This is a genomic window from Lysobacter sp. N42, from assembly GCF_004344885.1.
Genome location: NZ_SKFB01000002.1, coordinates 218539 through 235221 on the forward strand (window position 1 = coordinate 218539; position 16683 = coordinate 235221).

At 46.6% G+C, this 16683-nt stretch carries 10 protein-coding genes; 2 read left to right on the top strand and 8 right to left on the bottom strand.

The genetic code is table 11. From position 1 onward, the window contains the following. The first annotated feature begins 60 nt into the window (after positions 1-60). On the top strand, positions 61-1251 hold the full coding sequence (locus EYQ95_RS06270) for a flagellar assembly protein T N-terminal domain-containing protein (RefSeq protein WP_111915053.1): 1191 nt from the start codon (positions 61-63) through the stop codon (positions 1249-1251). Between the two features lie 3 nt (positions 1252-1254). Here the strand turns inward: EYQ95_RS06270 and EYQ95_RS06275 are convergent, their stop codons facing one another. The 6 genes from EYQ95_RS06275 to EYQ95_RS06300 all read right to left on the bottom strand — a co-directional run bounded on the left by EYQ95_RS06275 (position 1255) and on the right by EYQ95_RS06300 (position 10191). After that, positions 1255-1872 (bottom strand): 3'-5' exonuclease, encoded by a 618-nt coding sequence (locus EYQ95_RS06275; protein ID WP_111915054.1) that lies wholly within the window; start codon positions 1870-1872, stop codon positions 1255-1257. Further along, positions 1872-3698 carry a DUF294 nucleotidyltransferase-like domain-containing protein gene (locus EYQ95_RS06280; protein WP_111915055.1) on the bottom strand — a complete coding sequence of 609 codons (1827 nt, stop codon included), beginning with the start codon at positions 3696-3698 and terminating at the stop codon, positions 1872-1874. The genes EYQ95_RS06275 and EYQ95_RS06280 overlap by 1 nt, the downstream gene beginning before the upstream one ends. A gap of 5 nt (positions 3699-3703) precedes the next feature. Beyond that, positions 3704-5869 carry a prolyl oligopeptidase family protein gene (locus EYQ95_RS06285; RefSeq protein ID WP_111915056.1) on the bottom strand — a complete coding sequence of 722 codons (2166 nt, stop codon included), beginning with the start codon at positions 5867-5869 and terminating at the stop codon, positions 3704-3706. 27 nt (positions 5870-5896) lie between these two features. Beyond that, the gene (locus EYQ95_RS06290) at positions 5897-8074 is read right to left on the bottom strand and encodes a S9 family peptidase (RefSeq protein WP_243618919.1); all 2178 of its coding nucleotides are present in this window, start codon (positions 8072-8074) and stop codon (positions 5897-5899) included. Between the two features lie 138 nt (positions 8075-8212). Next, positions 8213-9919, bottom strand: coding sequence for a sodium:solute symporter family protein (locus EYQ95_RS06295; RefSeq protein WP_111915057.1), 1707 nt, complete (start codon positions 9917-9919; stop codon positions 8213-8215). A gap of 5 nt (positions 9920-9924) precedes the next feature. Further along, complete coding sequence (locus tag EYQ95_RS06300; RefSeq protein ID WP_111915058.1) at positions 9925-10191, bottom strand: DUF4212 domain-containing protein; 267 nt, start codon at positions 10189-10191, stop codon at positions 9925-9927. Positions 10192-10354: 163 nt separating this feature from the next. On the opposite strand from EYQ95_RS06300, the gene EYQ95_RS06305 reads away from it, so the two are divergent. Beyond that, positions 10355-13783, top strand: coding sequence for a PAS-domain containing protein (locus EYQ95_RS06305; RefSeq protein ID WP_111915059.1), 3429 nt, complete (start codon positions 10355-10357; stop codon positions 13781-13783). A 192-nt stretch (positions 13784-13975) separates the two neighbouring features. On the opposite strand, the gene EYQ95_RS06310 is transcribed toward EYQ95_RS06305, so the two are convergent. Both EYQ95_RS06310 and acs read right to left on the bottom strand, forming a co-directional pair. After that, positions 13976-14632: a response regulator transcription factor gene (locus tag EYQ95_RS06310; RefSeq protein WP_111915060.1), complete on the bottom strand. Its 657-nt coding sequence runs from the start codon at positions 14630-14632 to the stop codon at positions 13976-13978. 9 nt (positions 14633-14641) lie between these two features. Then, the gene (gene acs, locus EYQ95_RS06315; protein ID WP_111915061.1) at positions 14642-16597 is read right to left on the bottom strand and encodes an acetate--CoA ligase; all 1956 of its coding nucleotides are present in this window, start codon (positions 16595-16597) and stop codon (positions 14642-14644) included. Positions 16598-16683 lie beyond the last annotated feature (86 nt).

Sequence of the window (16683 nt, forward strand, 5' to 3'; positions counted from 1 at the left end):
ATCGGCACAAAATCTGCATGGCTTTAGCAGAATTTAGATATCGTAGAGCGAGTGTCAAAAATGCGGCAAAAATGGCTTTTAATTATTCAGCTGAGTCTTCTTACAGCATTCATCACATTTACGTCTACACCTAGTTTTTCGGCACAATGGTACGAAACTCAAGGGTGGGCACCAATTATTAATGGTGACTTAGAAGGTGCTCGTGAAAAAGCTATCGAAAACGCCCTACGCCAAAGCTTAGACCTTGCCGGTGGGCAAATTGAAAGCGTAGAAGAAGTGGTAGACGGTGTTATTACTGGCCAAAGTATTCAATGGCGAAGTCGCGGCAGTATAGAACACGTTGAACTTGTGCGTGAGCGTACCAACGGAGAACGCCATGAAGTTACACTTCGAACGCTAGTGCAACCTCAAAACGCGAGTTGCGGCAGTGCTCAATTTCAGCCCACAGCTGTACTCACTCATTTTGAAGTTATGGACGACAGCCAGCTTCGCCACGGTGCAATTGACGATATCCCATCTGCGAGTGCTTTTCGCTTCAGTCGACTACTGGGTCGCCATAGCCAAAAGCTAAATATTCAGCACTTCCTAAGTACCCCGCAAGGTTTAGTGCAGCGTATGCGCGCACCCGACAGCACCGAACTTGAAGACTGGGCAAGGCACGTGGGTTATGAACACGACAGCCAATATGTAATTGCCGGTATATTTCACGACTTAAGTGCAGAGCCCGTGAGTGGTGCAAACTTAACGTTTTGGCGCCACCCCAACTATGAACGTCACTATGAACTCAGTATTTATCTTATTGAAGCAGCAAGCGGTAACTTGATCACGACCGCTAGCGTAAGTGGCACTGCGCCATGGCAATTTGAGTACAACGAACAGGTTAATGTGAATAGCGAGTCGTTCTGGCAAAGTGCATTTGGCGAACAGCTCGAATCCAAAATGCGTGACGTAGTTTACGGTTTTGACGAAAAGTTACAGTGCGAGCCATTAAGAGGTCGTGTGGTCAGAACTCAAAGCGATAGTGTATTCATTAACTTAGGTACTCAACACGCTATTTCAGAGGGACTGAGTGCCCGTATATTACATCGCGGTGGATTCTTCGACGCGCAAGGCCATTACAGAGAGCAATGGGTAGTTAACCCGAACAGCTTCACCGTATCGCAGGTAAATGGTAGCTCAAGTACGTTACAAGCTAGCGAATCTAGCCACACCTTGGGTGTACAAGTTAGAGACATGGTTGTTTTTGAATAAGCCTTACTGACCGCGAGCGAGTACCTGGTTTAACGCCAGCTCTGAACTACCTGACTGCTTATACTGCTGCGCCAGAAACAATTCCGCGCAAGCAATAGCGTCGGCTAAAGCATGATGTTGGTGATAATTAGGTAAGCCGTAACGCTGGCAACACGTATCGAGCTGCAGAGACTTTCCCGACAATACTGCATTTTGGCGGTTTAGAATTTTTCTTTCTGCGCGCAAAGTGTCATACCACCCCGCAGGTTGCCAAACCATACCCTGCGCCCGCATAGCGTTCATTAATAAGGTTTTGTCGAAAGCAGCGTGATGTGCAACTAAATAGGCCCCTTGTGTTGCTTCTCTTAACTGTGAGAGTACATCTTGAAGCGGTTCACCATCTTGAATATCGGCGTGAGTAAGCTGATGAACCACAGCACTTTGGTTCAAGTTCAGTTGCTGCTGAATAACCTGATATTGCCCTTTTCCCAAAGCTACAAACGGCGGTTGAATAGGCACCCAACCTACGCTCAATATTTCGGCTTTTTTGAGATCAGTGCCATTGCTTTCACAATCAACCGCAAACCAGGGCTTACTGCGCCAGTCGCCACCTGATGCGAACCATTGCTTCCATGCCGCCATTACAATTGACGACCAAACTTGAAGCCCATAGCTTGCTGAGCGTCTTTAACCACACGAAATGCTGCTTTTAGCTGACGTCTTTGCAAGGTACTTAACTTTTCGGGCGCTATAGAATTGCTCGGCTGACTCGCATTCGACTTATAAAGCTGAGAATGAATACGTAAGTGCACCAAAAACTGCCACGCTTCGAGTAAGTTCTGATTATCTCTGTCCGTAAGCCACTTACTTCCTTTCAATTGCTCAAAGCGGTCCGGAATAGCGGCGTCTGTAATCTCTTCGGCAATGCTATACAGACGAACAATATCGTTCACTATAGCTATACCGTGAGTTTTAACATTAAGGTATTCCCCCGTTTCGTCATGCTTCGTTCGAAAACGGTTGAACAACCCAAGCGGCACTGGGAGTGTAGCGATATGTCTAGCTATATTTGCCAAGAACACGTCACTTTTGCCAATTTTAGCCACTTCCTTTCTGTGCTTTTTATAAAGCCTTTCACTTCCAGCAATGGCTCGGCTATCAAAGAAAATCATAGAGTTCAAAATAGCGTCGGGAGTTGGCGAGCGCACCCATTGCTTAAACGTGTCTTGCCACTCGAGAGTCGTCATGCGCCATTTGGGGTTCATGGCCATCACATTGCCTGGGCACAAGGGAATACCCGCTGCGGCTAGTCCTTGGCAAACGTCTTCTGCTAACTTGGCAAACCAATTACGCTGCTCTTCGGTAACTTCATCGGCTAACAGAAGACCATTGTCTTGGTCTGAGCCAAAGGTTTGATCAAAACGAGCCTGCGAGCCGAACGCTAACCAAGTGTAAGCGCATGGAGCACTACCATGTTGTTGCTCAAATAACTGAATAAAGCGACGGGTGAGCGCATCGGTTAACGACGCCAACAACTTACCCAATGAAGCGTTGTCTTTAATTCGACTCCCAAAACTATGCAAGTACTCGGGTATCTTCAGCGCCTCGGAAATTAGCGCTTCTCGAGTAGTTGCCTTGGATAAAGCATTGAGCAGCAGCACTGGTTCACTGCGCTGCTGTTGCATGAGGTCGGTGACTGTTACCACACCTAGTACTTCGTCTTTTTTACTCAGTACCGGTAAGTGGTGAACATTGTGTTCTCCCATTACCGTTAAAGCATCGAATAAGCTTTGGTGCTCATACACGGTGGCTGGCGACTGAGTCATCACCGCACGTGTGCTCACCGCTAACTTAATGCCTTTCGCGACAACACGCGTTCGAATGTCACGATCGGTAAGAATTCCTCTTAACTGACCATCTTCAACCAACAACAAGCTAGAAACGCCCTCTTCAGCCATAATTTGAGCCGACTCTTGAATAGAGGTTGTTGGTGAAGTTTGTACGGCCGAGCGACGCAAAACCTCTGAAATAGGTTTTATGGTCCAATCGACAGTTTCTTTCGCGTGAGCTTCACTAAGTAAACGCTTGCCGTGAGCATCCACAAAATACTGCTCAAAAGCAGTGCTACGTTTGCGCAGTTCATGAAAAACGTCTGCTTCCCATGTCCACACAATTCCGTCTTGAATCACCTCAATGCGATTGGCAGCCTTACGGCCAGTAAGTAAAGATGGGAAGCCAAACAGATCGTCAACTTCTAATCTAGCTAACGCTTGGCCTTGCGGTGTTACGAGGTCGTATGTTCCGCTTCGCACTAAATAAAGTAACGACTTACCGGAACGTACAATGTCTTCTCGGCTTTCGCGACTGAGATACATCGCCTGCATATGGTTAAATGCATAGTCGAAATCCGCCTCAGACAAATTATCGAAAGGCGGAGTTTGAGCGAGTGTATCTCGGTCGCTAGCCATATGGTTTAATGCAACTCTTCTAAGCTTCCTACACCCATATGGAACAGCGTGAAGCTATAGATATCTGCATATTGTTCGATAGTTTTAGACACCGGCGTACCCGCACCATGTCCAGCATTCGTTTCAATACGAATTAACTGAGGCGTGTCGTCGCTTGCCTTTGCTTGAAGTTCCGCTGCAAACTTAAATGAGTGCGCCGGAACTACGCGGTCGTCGTGGTCGCCTGTAGTGATTAAAGTTGCAGGATAACTCACATTTTCCTCAACATTATGCACTGGCGAATAACCTAGCAAGTAATCAAACATTTCTTCACTATCTTCCGACGTGCCATAGTCATAAGCCCAGCCAGCACCCGCTGTAAAGGTATGATAGCGAAGCATATCAAGTACACCCACCGCAGGAAGAGCTACCGCAAACAACTCGGGGCGCTGCGTCATTACCGCACCTACTAGCAAGCCGCCATTCGAACCACCGCGAACGGCTAAACGATCAGAAGACGTATAATCTTCCGCGATCAAGTACTCTGCTGCCGCGATAAAGTCATCAAATACATTCTGCTTTTGCATTTGCGTGCCTGCATCATGCCAAGCTTTGCCGTATTCACCGCCGCCACGCAGATTGGCAACCGCATAAACACCGCCCATTTCTAACCAAGCCGCATTTGCCACGCTAAAAGACGGAGTTAAGCTAATATTGAAGCCACCATAGCCGTACAAAATAGTTGGGTTAGTACCGTCGAGCTCTAAACCTTTCTTATACGTAATAATCATCGGAACCTGAGTACCGTCTTTCGAGGTATAGAACACTTGCTTCGACTCGAATTGGCTTGAATCGAAGTCTATTGCTGGCTCGCGATACACTTCAGACTCACCCGAGTCTGGCTGATACGCATAAATGCTAGATGGCGTGCTGTAATTAGTGAAGGTGAAATACAATGTTTCATCTTCACGCTTGCCACTAAAGCCACCTACACTGCCCACGCCCGGCAACTCAACGGTACGAATATGCTCACCCTCGTAGTTGTATTGCTCGATTTGAGAAATGGCGTCAACCATGTACTCCGCAAAGATATAACCGCTACCGGTGCTCGGGCTCAACACATTCTCCGTTTCCGGAATAAAGTCTTGCCAATGCTCTGGAGTTGGATTGCTTGCATCAACAGTAACTACACGCTGATTTGGCGCGTCTAGGTTAGTTAATAAGTACAAAGTAGAGCCACGAGTGTCTAGCACGTACGTGTCTGACTGATCGTGATCAAGCACTGTTGTTAATCCCGCTTCTGGGTTCTCTAAGTCACGAATGAACATCTTGTTCCCAGACGTTGAGTTCGCACCATAGATAAACAAAAAGCGATTGTCTTCACTTACAGAAGCTTGCACGTAGCGGTGTTTGTCGGCTTCTGTACCACCAAACACCAACGCATCCTCAGATTGTGCAGTGCCTAACTCATGGTAATAAAGTTTATGTTGATCTGTTTTCGCAGAAAGCTCACTACCTTCTGGCTTGTCGTAACTTGAGTAGTAAAACCCTTCGTTCCCAACCCATGAGATACCGCTAAACTTAACATCAACAATAGCGGGCTCTAATTGCTCACCCGTTTCAGCGTCAATCACAATAATCTTACGCCAGTCACTACCACCTTCTGAAATTGAGTACGCGGCAATAGAGCCGTCTTCAGAAAATGTTAGCTGTGCTAAAGACGTTGTCCCATCTTCACTAAAGGTATTCGGGTCTAGAAAGACCTCAGGCTCTTCACCGTCTTTTTGACGATACACAACATATTGGTTTTGCAGACCGTCGTTACGATAAAAGTAGGTGTAATCTCCCTCTTTAAAAGGTGCACTCACTTTTTCGTAGTTCCACATTTGCGTTAAACGTGACTCAATATCTTCACGATAAGGAATCGCTTCTAAATGCGCGAAAGTCACGTCGTTTTGCGCAACAACCCAAGCTTCAGTTTCAGCGCTTCGGTCGTCCTCCAACCAACGATATGGGTCTGCAACATCACGGCCAAAATAGGTGTCTATAGTGTCACCTTGGCGCGTTTCAGGATAAGTGATTGGCGCATATTCATTCATAGTTACTTCTGAATTTCCTTGTTGCTCGTCGGAAGCAGGTGAGCAAGCACTCACCAACCCAACAGCTACTGCACTTAATAATAAATGTTTCATTGTGCCCTCTGGCTTTGTCTACTGTTGTTATTCGAAAATTGGCGTTTGCGAAGCACCCACAAGGTCAATCACAAACGCATATTCTTGCGCAACTTCCTCTAAACGAGAGAAGCGACCAGACGAACCACCATGTCCCGCATCCATATTGATACTAAACACTAATGGATTATCGTCTGTTTTCAGATCACGCAACCTTGCTACCCATTTGGCAGGCTCGAAGTATTGAACTTGAGAGTCATGCAACCCTGTAGTCACCAAAAACGCAGGGTAATCTTGCGCGCTCACCTGATCATATGGTGAATACGATAGCATATAGTCGTAGTAAGGCTGATGTTTCGGGTTCCCCCACTCATCAAACTCATTTGTAGTTAACGGAATACTCTCATCGAGCATCGTGGTTACTACATCTACGAACGGTACATGCGCAACAATTCCGGTATAAAGTTCAGGTGCCATGTTTGCAACGGCACCCATTAATAAACCACCAGCACTTCCTCCCATAGCAACCACTTTTTGCGGATCAGCGTATCTTTCTGCAACCAAAAACTCAGTCACATCAATGAAGTCGGTGAATGTGTTTATTTTATTGAGCATCTTGCCGTCTTCATACCATTGACGTCCCATCTCTTGACCGCCACGAATATGGGCTATGGCGTATACGAACCCGCGGTCAACCAAACTCAACACACTTGAGCGAAAGTATGGGTCAGAAGAAGAACCGTAAGAGCCATAGGCATATTGATAAAGAGGCGCGGTTCCGTCTTGCTCAAAGTTCTTATGGTGCAATAACGTTACAGGAATTTGAGTTCCGTCATCGGCTGTCGCCCATACTCGCTCGGTAACGTAGTTGTCTGAGTCAAAGTCACCTACAACTTCTGTTTGCTTCAACTCAACTTGCTCACCTGTTTCCATATCAAGCGCATAGGTAATAGTTGGCGTAGTTAACGACGAATAATTGAAGCGAAGTTCTTTCGTGTTCTGTTGGTAGTTCGTAGAAAACGACATGACATAAGCTTCTTCGTCGGTTTCAATAAACACGCTTTGTTCCAAGTCTTCCCATGGCGCCACACGAATACGACGCAAACCTTCACTGCGTTCATTAATCGCTAAATAATCAGAGAACACTTCAATACTTTGAATCATCACATCTTCGCGATGAGGAACAACAATTTCCCAATTGTCACGGCTACCTATCTCGTCGGCGTCAACTTTCATAATTCTGAAATTCGGCGCGTCCCAGTCGGTGGTGATAATAAAGTCACCTTCAAGGTGGTCTACGGTATAAAGCACATCGCGCTCACGCGGAGCAATAACCTGTAATTCACCGTCCGGCGTGTCTGCGTCGAGTACATGCACTTCGCTAGACACCGTGCTCTCTAGATCGATAACGACATAGTCATGATCAGTGGTGTTATATACCCACATATAAAAGGTGTTGTCAGTTTCTTCATACAGCAACTCTGCCGAGTCAGCAGGTGTGCCCACTTCATGTTTTAATACACGGGTACTCAGTAAGGTTTGCGGGTCGTTTTCAATCACGAACAATGTTTTATTGTCTTTTGCCCAAGCAATAGCTGCCGACAAGCCAGTTAGACCGTCATTGTGCTCTTCACCCGAAGCAATATGACGCACGCGCAATTCATATTGGCGTCTACCACTGGTGTCGACCATGTAGGCAAGCCATTGTTGGTCAGGGCTCACTTCCCAGTTACTCACAGAGAAGTATTCAAATCCTTGCGCCAACTCGTTCACATTCAGTAGGGTTTGCTCTTGCCCAGTTTCCAAATGTTTACGCATATAAATAGGGTATTCCTGCCCTTCTTCATAACGTGTTGAATAACTGTAGTCGCCCAACGGATAAGGAACAGACTCATCGTCTTGCTTAATTCTTCCGATAACTTCTTCAGTAACACGCTCTGTTAGCTCAGAGTAATGAGCACGATAGCTGTCGTAATACTCATTTTCCGCCTCTAAGTAAGCAATAATCTCAGGGTCTTCACGGCTGTCGTCACGTAACCAATAATATGGGTCAACGCGATTACCTTGCGGCGACTCTACTGTATAAGGCCTTTGTTCAACATCAGGCGGTGTAACTTCAGTTTGCATAGACTCCGAGCTCTTTTGTGAGCAACCAGAAAGCGCAACGACAAATGTCATTGCACCCAGCCAAGTTGCGCGCGATACGAATCCGTTTATTGTATTCATTTTATGGTCCATCTCCTAGTTAGTTCACCTAGACTATAACAACTAGGATTCAAGGCAAGCGCCAGCAACGAAAGGTTACAAAAAAGCCGCTGTTCGAGCGAACAACGGCTTCTCATTACACATATTTATCGAGTGCTATTAGTGGCCAGTAGCAGCACCTGAACCTTTCGGATAACGAATAGACTCAACCATTTCTTGAATTTCGTCTGGTGCGTCGTCAGTAAATTTCAGCACCACATTCGCTACGATAAAGTTAAGGATCATGCCCACTGTACCAATACCTTCAGGGCTAATACCGAACAACCAGTTTTCTGGTGAATCAGCCGCAGGGTTGATGAAGCGGAAGTAACCGATATACGCAAGAGTAAACACGATACCTACTACCATACCTGCAATTGCGCCTGTGCTGTTCATGCGTTTATGGAATATACCCATAATAATCGCAGGGAAGAACGAGGACGCGGCTAACCCGAAGGCGAAGGCGACCACTTGGGCGACGAAGCCGGGCGGATTAATACCAAACCACGCTCCTATAACTACCGCCACCAAGGCTGCCACACGAGCATAGATAAGCTCCTGCTTGTCGGTTATGTCTGGCATTAACGTTCGCTTCATCAAGTCGTGAGACACCGAGCTCGAAATAACGAGCAACAAGCCTGCCGACGTTGATAACGCTGCAGCCACACCACCGGCAGCTACCAATGCAACCACCCAGTTCGGTAACTTCGCAATTTCAGGACTTGCTAGAACAATAATGTCAGCGTCTACACGCATCTCATTACGCTCATCATTCGAATAGAACATACGACCATCACCGTTCTCGTCGTTCCACTCGATAAGACCTGTTTGCTCCCAGTTATTCACCCAACTTGGTGCATTTTCATATTCCACACCCTGCTGAGCTTCACCGTTAAGCGTATTCAAGATATTTACTTTAGTGATCGAGCCGATTGCAGGTGCAGTGGTATAAACTACAGCAATAAATACCAAAGCCCAGCCACCAGAACGACGTGCATCACGAACTTTCGGTACAGTGAAAAAGCGAATAATTACGTGTGGTAAGCCCGCAGTACCCACCATCAGAGCCATCGTAATTGCAAACACGTCTATTTTCGACTTCGTGCCCTCAGTGTAGGCTGCAAAGCCCAACTGTTGAGACAACCCGTCTAAACGCTCAAGCAAGTATGCTCCTGAACCATCGGCTAGTGTCGCGCCAAAACCTGTTTGCGGTAACACATGGCCTGTCATTTGAAGGGTAATAAATACGGCTGGAACTGTGTATGCAAATGCGAGTACGCAATACTGCGCTACTTGGGTATAAGTAATACCTTTCATACCACCGAGCAAAGTGTAGAAATACACAAGAGCCATACCAATCAATACACCGGCGGTAATGTCTACTTCCAAGAAGCGGCTAAACACTACGCCTACACCGCGCATTTGGCCTGCAATGTAAGTAAACGACACAAGAATTGCACAAATAACCGCAACGGTACGAGCAGTTTGTGAATAATAGCGGTCGCCGATGAAGTCTGGCACGGTAAACTTACCGAACTTACGCAAATACGGAGCCAAACAAAGCGCCAGTAGTACGTAACCGCCAGTCCAACCCATCAGGTATACACTTCCGTCGTAACCTAGGATTGAAATAAGGCCTGCCATTGAAATAAAGGAAGCTGCAGACATCCAGTCAGCTGCAGTTGCCATTCCGTTTGCAACAGGAGGAACGCCGCCGCCTGCAACATAGAAGTCTGTCGTTGAGCCGGCACGAGCCCAAATCGCGATACCGATATAAAGGGCGAATGACAATCCCACGACTATGAATGTTAGAGTTTTAATATCCATCGTGATTATTCCTCATCCACTTTGAATTTGCGATCGAGCTTATTCATCTGCGAGATATAAACGAAAATCAGAACGATAAACGTATAAATCGCACCTTGCTGAGCGAACCAAAAGCCCAACTTAAAGCCGAAGAAAGTAATGTGGTTAAGTACGTCAACCAAGATGATTCCAAATCCGAAAGAAACTAAAAACCAAACACTCAAAAGCTTGAGCATAAGTGAAAGGTTTTCCTTCCAGTAAGCTTTGGCATGGTCTGCTGATTCAAATGCCATAATGTCCTCCTGTGAGGTGTTGTTCACATTTGTTGTTTTTTTGACCGTGACAGTATTGTCGGGTTTTGCCCATTAAAAAATTGGACTTTGGTCGAATAGGTAGAACGCCTAATTAATGTGGTATGGTCAGAAGCACTCAAACAGGGAATAAGAAACACAGAATATGCTTACAATTCTTATTGGTAGCGCCCTTATTTATATTGCGGTGCTCTTTGCTATCGCCATTTGGGGTGAAAACAAGAAGTCTTTCGGTTACAAGCTAAGTTTGCATCCGTGGGTATATGCCCTGTCTCTCGCTATTTATTGTACGTCTTGGACTTATTACGGTGCGGTAGGTAATGCTGTAAACGGTGGCTGGAGTTTCTTACCGATCCTACTAGGCCCAACACTACTCTATATTTTCGGGCTACCTATTATTCGTAAAATGGTGACCATTTCTAAGCGCCACAATGTCACCTCCATAGCCGACTTTATTGCTTCCCGGTACGGCAAAAGCCACCGAATGGCACTAGTTATTACGCTGATTAGTGCGGCAGCTATTATTCCGTATATCGCTTTACAATTGAAAGCTGTGGGCAGCACCTTTGACTTCTTGGCAACAACACCGGTTGAAAGCAAAACAGACTCTTTTAAAGAACTTACAATAGCCATACTTATGGCCATGTTTGCCATAGCTTTTGGTACCCGCAGAATCGACCTCACGCAATATCGCAGCGGTATGATGCTCGCCATTGCTTTTGAGTCATTGGTAAAACTTCTCGGCCTATGTGCAGCTGGTGTATTTACTTGGTGGATTTTTAAAACGCAGCCCACTACAGAACTGTTATCAATAACACGCACTACCAATTGGTCTTTCGCAACCTGGCTTACTCCAGAATTTTTATTGCAGTTACTCATGGCTGCTGGGGCTATTTTATGTTTACCGCGCCAATTTCATGTCAGCGTTGTCGATAACGTAAAAACCTCTCACTTGGATACCGCACGCTGGCTTTTCCCACTTTATTTAGCACTGACGGCGGCTGCCATTAGTGCTATTGCTTGGTTTGGACAACCGCTAGTTGGCAATTCAGTAGGCGGCGAAGTGTATGCGTTAGAAGTACCCCTACAAGAAAATGCTATTTGGCTAGCAACTATTGTATATATCGGTGGTATTTCAGCTGCCACAGCCATGGTCATTATTGCCACGCTAACGTTAAGCACGATGTTCAGTAACGACGTTATTTTACCCATTTGGTTAGGGCGTTCGGGTCAGCGCATGAAAACCACGGGGCGCTTTTATTCAGGCGTTACCACCATCCGCCGTATTGCGATTGTAGTTATTCTTATTCTCGGATGGCTCTGTTACCACCTATGGATGGCTAATTTTAACTTAGTCAGTATCGGCTTACTCGCGTTCTCACTTGTACTGCAGTTAATACCCGCACTTATTGGAGGGCTGTACTGGTCGCGCGGACATGCTCAAGGGGTATACTTGGGGCTGCTTACAGGTCTTGGCGTATGGGTGTTCCATATTCTTGTGCCACTAATGCAAACCGGTAGCCACGAGCACGAAACCATAATCACCTTCGGAACGCTATATTCATTGAGCGCAAATGCTTTGGCGTATGTTGTATTTAGTTATTTAGCGACCCCTTCCCTACTCGACAAAATACAAGCTACTGCTTTTGTTCATCCTCGAACACAGAAGCATCAAGTCAGCGAAGAAAAAGCGCCTAAAGCACATGTGAGTGACCTCATTGTTTTATTGGAAACATTGTTAGGTGCGCCCAGAGCAAAACAATTGCTTTCCCAATACCAGTCACAAGAGCAACTTTCTCCGCAAGATCTAGTCACTCGCCCTTTTATTGACTATGTGGAACGCGCAATCGCTGGTGTGATTGGTGCGGCAAGTGCGCGCTCATTAGTTACGGCCGCATTGGCAAACCGCCAACTCAACTTAGAAGAGGTGGTGAACTTCTTCGACGACACCACTCAAGCTTTAAAAACGCAACAGTCGATTATGTTCAGCTCATTGGAAAACCTTGCGCAAGGTATTTCAGTGGTCGACCAAGAATTGCGTTTGGTGGTATGGAACAAGCGCTACCTGGAGTTATTTGACTACCCTGAAGGCATGGTACAACCAGGTAGGCCTATTGCAGATCTCATTCGCTACAATGCGGAGCGAGGAGAATGCGGTGTGGGTGAAGTAGAACAGCTTGTAGATAAGCGCTTACGCTATATGCAAGAAGGCTCACCACATCGTTTCATTCGCAGACGTTCAGACGGGCGCGTCATAGAAATGGTGGGTAACCCGCTACCCAGCGGCGGATTCGTAACCAGTTTTACCGACGTAACGGAGCATATTGAAACCCAACAAGCGCTAGAAGATGCCAATATCGACCTTGAAGCTAGAGTGAAGTCACGCTCCAGTGAAGTTCGTGAAATCAACCGCGAGCTCACGGAAGAAATTGAACGCCGTAGGTTGATCGAACAAGAGCTACAACTAGCAAAAGCCGAAGCGGAACAGGCCAATGCGAGTAAGACCAAGTTCTTGGCGTTGGCTAGCCACGACATTCTTCAGCCGCTAAACGCCGCCCGCCTGTACCTTTCAGCAATTGACGAGGCGGCGGTAACTGTTGAATCTAGGCCGCTCCTTTCCAAAGTAGAAAATGCACTCGACTCTACAGAGAACTTGCTGAGCTCGCTGTTAGCCATCGCGAAAATGGAACAAGGGGCGATGCTGCCGCAGAAAAAGCATGTTGCTCTGAAAGACATCCTTGAGCCTCTCATTGAAGAATACAATGTGTTAGCGCAAACATCGCAAGTGGCGTTCAGGGTTAAAACTTACGACGCAGTCGTACATACAGACCCAACGTATCTGCGCCGTATCGTTCAGAACCTGCTTTCTAATGGTATGAAATACTGTGAACAGGGTCAGGTTTTACTCACCGTACGCAAACGCCAACATGCAGTTGAAATTCAAGTTTGGGACACGGGACCTGGAATTCCAGAAGGTCAGTTCACACAAATTTTCGAGTCTTTCGTGCGTTTACATAAAGGTTCAGTGAGCGGCGTTGGCTTAGGATTAAGTGTCGTCAAACGCATGGCCGACCAACTCGACTATCCGATAAAGCTTCGCTCTACACTGGGTAAAGGAAGCTGCTTTAGCGTGACCGTTCCACTAGGGGACGCAAATCAATTAAGCATAAAGCGACCCGCGTTTACGCGTTCAGATGCCTTGAAATCTTCTATGCATATTCTTTGCGTGGACGACGCTCAAAGCAACCTAGATGCGCTGGAAGCGCTACTGCAAAAATGGGGACTGAAGTGCATTCGTTTTCAGCAACCTCAGCAAGCCATTGAGTGGGCAAAGTCGAACGCCCCAGTAGACGGAATGTTACTCGACTATCAATTAGGTGACGACGAAATCGACGGTATAGAGCTTGCCCAGACACTTCGAGAAATATGGCAAACCTCTGTGCCAGGGGCACTGGTTACCGCAGTACGTGAGCCGGAAGTTAAGCAACGAGCACAAAGTCAAAAGCTCGCTTACCTCAACAAACCGGTGAAACCAGCACAGCTGAAATCGTTTTTGAAAATACTAGAGCGATAAAGCGAGGGCCTTTGGAAATGCAAGCAACATCCTTGTTGCCTGCCGACCCGTAGATATAGCCTCGATGCCAAGCAAGTTTCCATAGCGTGGCAAGCAAAAAATATCTTGCTGAACATCGAGGCTTACTCATACCTTAATGCTAATTATTCTTATTTGCAATAGTTGTTGAGAATTATTCTTATTTGATGAGGTTTATTCTTCGGGAGGGTCGAGCTGTAGCCTCTCAGCAAGTAACACGGCTTGCGTTCGGCTGTAAACGTCGAGCTTACGGAATATTGCGGTCATGTGTGCTTTTACGGTGGCCTCAGTAATTCCCAGTTCGTAGGCTATTTGCTTGTTAAGCAAGCCCTCATGAACATGGAACAGCACCTTGTATTGCTGGGGTGTAAGAGTCGCCATTTTTTCGGCGAGTTCACGGTCTTCACTCGACACTTCTTCAAGTTGCTCTGAAATCGCAGCAGGCACCCACTCTTCGCCTTCGAGTATTTTTGAAATAGCTTGAGCAATTTCTTGGGAAGGTAACGACTTGGGAATATAGCCTAGGGCACCGAAACCTAAACAACGACCGATGACATGCGCATCTTCAGTACCTGAAATAATAGCTACAGGCAGTGAAGGGTAGTCGTTTCGAATACGAATTAAACCGTATAAATCACCCGCTCCTGGCATATGTAAATCCAGCAGAATAAGGTCATATTCGTCGGAGCGTTCTAACTTAAAAAGAATAGCGTCCAGTGTGTCAGCTTCTTCAATAACTAAATCATCAAAATGTTTCGCGAGCGCTCCTTGCAGAGCCTCGCGAAACAAAGGATGGTCATCAGCTATCAGTAGCTTAGTTTGTTGTGTCACGTTAGGTACTTACCGGTTTAATCGATTCTCTATCAATGAATCTACCACAGACGGATCAGCCAAAGTAGATGTATCGCCCAGAGAATCAAACTCGTTACACGCTATTTTGCGCAAAATACGACGCATAATTTTACCTGAACGTGTTTTAGGCAAGCCTGGAGCCCACTGCATGAAGTCTGGCGTAGCAATTGGGCTTAAGTCGGTACGTACCCATTGCACGAGTTCTTTCTTAAGCTCGTCGCTACTCTCTACACCGTCTACCAGAGTCACGTAAACGTATATGCCCTGCCCTTTCAAGTCATGCGGGTAACCCACCACCGCAGCTTCTGCTACTGAGTCGTGAGCAACCAAAGCACTTTCAATTTCAGCAGTTCCCAAACGATGTCCTGAAACGTTAAGCACGTCATCTACCCGGCCAGTTATCCAGTAGTCTTCACCGGCATCGTTACGCGAGCCATCACCGGTAAAATAGGTGTTTTTATAGGTACTGAAGTAAGTCTGTTCGAAACGCTCATGATCACCCCAAAGCGTTCTAGCTTGTCCAGGCCAGCTGTCTAGAATAACTAAGTTACCCTCTACAACATCATTACTCGCCTCAAGAACATTACCTTCAGCATCCACTAGAGCCGGACGAATACCGAAGAAAGGCTTCATTGCTGAACCTGGTTTCAGTTCTTTCACAGAGCCAGGGATAGGCGCAATCATGATGCCACCGGTTTCTGTTTGCCACCAAGTGTCTATAATTGGGCATTTGCTATTTCCGATCGTTTCGTAATACCACTCCCACGCTTCTGGGTTAATAGGCTCACCTACACTCCCCATAAGTCTTAAACTTTTACGTGTACTGCCTTGCGCCGCAGTTTTACCTTTCGCCATTAAGGCTCGAATAGCAGTTGGCGCGGTATAGAGAATAGTTACGTTATGCTTGTCGACCACCTTGCCGATTCTAGACACGTCAGGATATGTAGGAACACCCTCAAACATTAGCGTTGTAGCACCGTTCGCTAGTGGGCCGTACACAATATAAGAGTGACCTGTAACCCAGCCAACGTCTGCTGCACACCAATACACGTCGTCTTCTTGTAAATCGAAAGCATATTGGTGAGTCATCGAAGTCCATACCATGTATCCGCCAGTGGTATGCAACACGCCCTTCGGCTTACCAGTAGAGCCGCTGGTATACAAAATAAAGAGTGGGTCTTCAGCGCTCATTACTTCTGCTGGGCAGTCGGCACTTTCTTTACCTACAATCTCATGCCACCACAAATCGCGCGGCGCGGTGAAATCAACTTTGTTGCCTGTATTTTGGAACACCACAACATGCTCTACCGTTGGACAAGCATTACCTTCTAGCGCTTTATCCACGTTCACTTTTACTGGGAACGTTTTACCACCGCGACGGCTTTCGTCAGAGGTAATTACGGCTTTAGCACCACAGTCATTCAAACGGTCAGCAATCGCATGCGGAGAGAAGCCTGCGAAAATTACGGAATGAACAGCTCCAATACGAGCACATGCAAGCATAGCTACGGCAGCTTCTGGCACCATCGGCATATAAATGGCAACACGATCGCCCTTTTCAATACCCGCCGACTTCAGCGCATTAGCGAAGCGACACACTTTTTCATGCAGCTCTTTGTAAGTGAGTGAAGACTGAACGTCGACTTCGTCGCCCTCCCAAACGATAGCGTTTTTGTCGCCTCGTTCAGCTAAGTGACGGTCTACGCAGTTGTAACATGCGTTTAAAGTGCCGTCGGCAAACCATTTGATATCTACATTGCCTTCAGCAAAGCTTGTGCTTTTAACTTGAGTGTACGGAGAGAACCAGTCGAGTCGCTGCCCGTGCTCGCGCCAAAATGCTTCCGGGTCTTTAATCGACTCTTCGTACATCGACGCATACTTTTCAGGGTTCAGGTGGTTTACGTACTGTTGGTCTTCACTAAGTTGAATGGGTTTCACTGACATCGTATCTCTCCTCTACTTCTGTGCTCAATTTTATACCTTACACCTTAGATCATTGGGATTCGACTATGGTCTAACCCATTAGACCA

Bases quoted from the DNA above. Each gene is read 5' to 3' on its own strand.
- EYQ95_RS06270 (WP_111915053.1), top strand. From the start codon at position 61: ATGCGGCAAAAATGGCTTTTAATTATTCAGCTGAGTCTTCTTACAGCA.
- EYQ95_RS06275 (WP_111915054.1), bottom strand. From the start codon at position 1,872: ATGGCGGCATGGAAGCAATGGTTCGCATCAGGTGGCGACTGGCGCAGT.
- EYQ95_RS06280 (WP_111915055.1), bottom strand. From the start codon at position 3,698: ATGGCTAGCGACCGAGATACACTCGCTCAAACTCCGCCTTTCGATAAT.
- EYQ95_RS06285 (WP_111915056.1), bottom strand. From the start codon at position 5,869: ATGAAACATTTATTATTAAGTGCAGTAGCTGTTGGGTTGGTGAGTGCT.
- EYQ95_RS06290 (WP_243618919.1), bottom strand. From the start codon at position 8,074: ATGAATACAATAAACGGATTCGTATCGCGCGCAACTTGGCTGGGTGCA.
- EYQ95_RS06295 (WP_111915057.1), bottom strand. From the start codon at position 9,919: ATGGATATTAAAACTCTAACATTCATAGTCGTGGGATTGTCATTCGCC.
- EYQ95_RS06300 (WP_111915058.1), bottom strand. From the start codon at position 10,191: ATGGCATTTGAATCAGCAGACCATGCCAAAGCTTACTGGAAGGAAAAC.
- EYQ95_RS06305 (WP_111915059.1), top strand. From the start codon at position 10,355: ATGCTTACAATTCTTATTGGTAGCGCCCTTATTTATATTGCGGTGCTC.
- acs (WP_111915061.1), bottom strand. From the start codon at position 16,597: ATGTCAGTGAAACCCATTCAACTTAGTGAAGACCAACAGTACGTAAAC.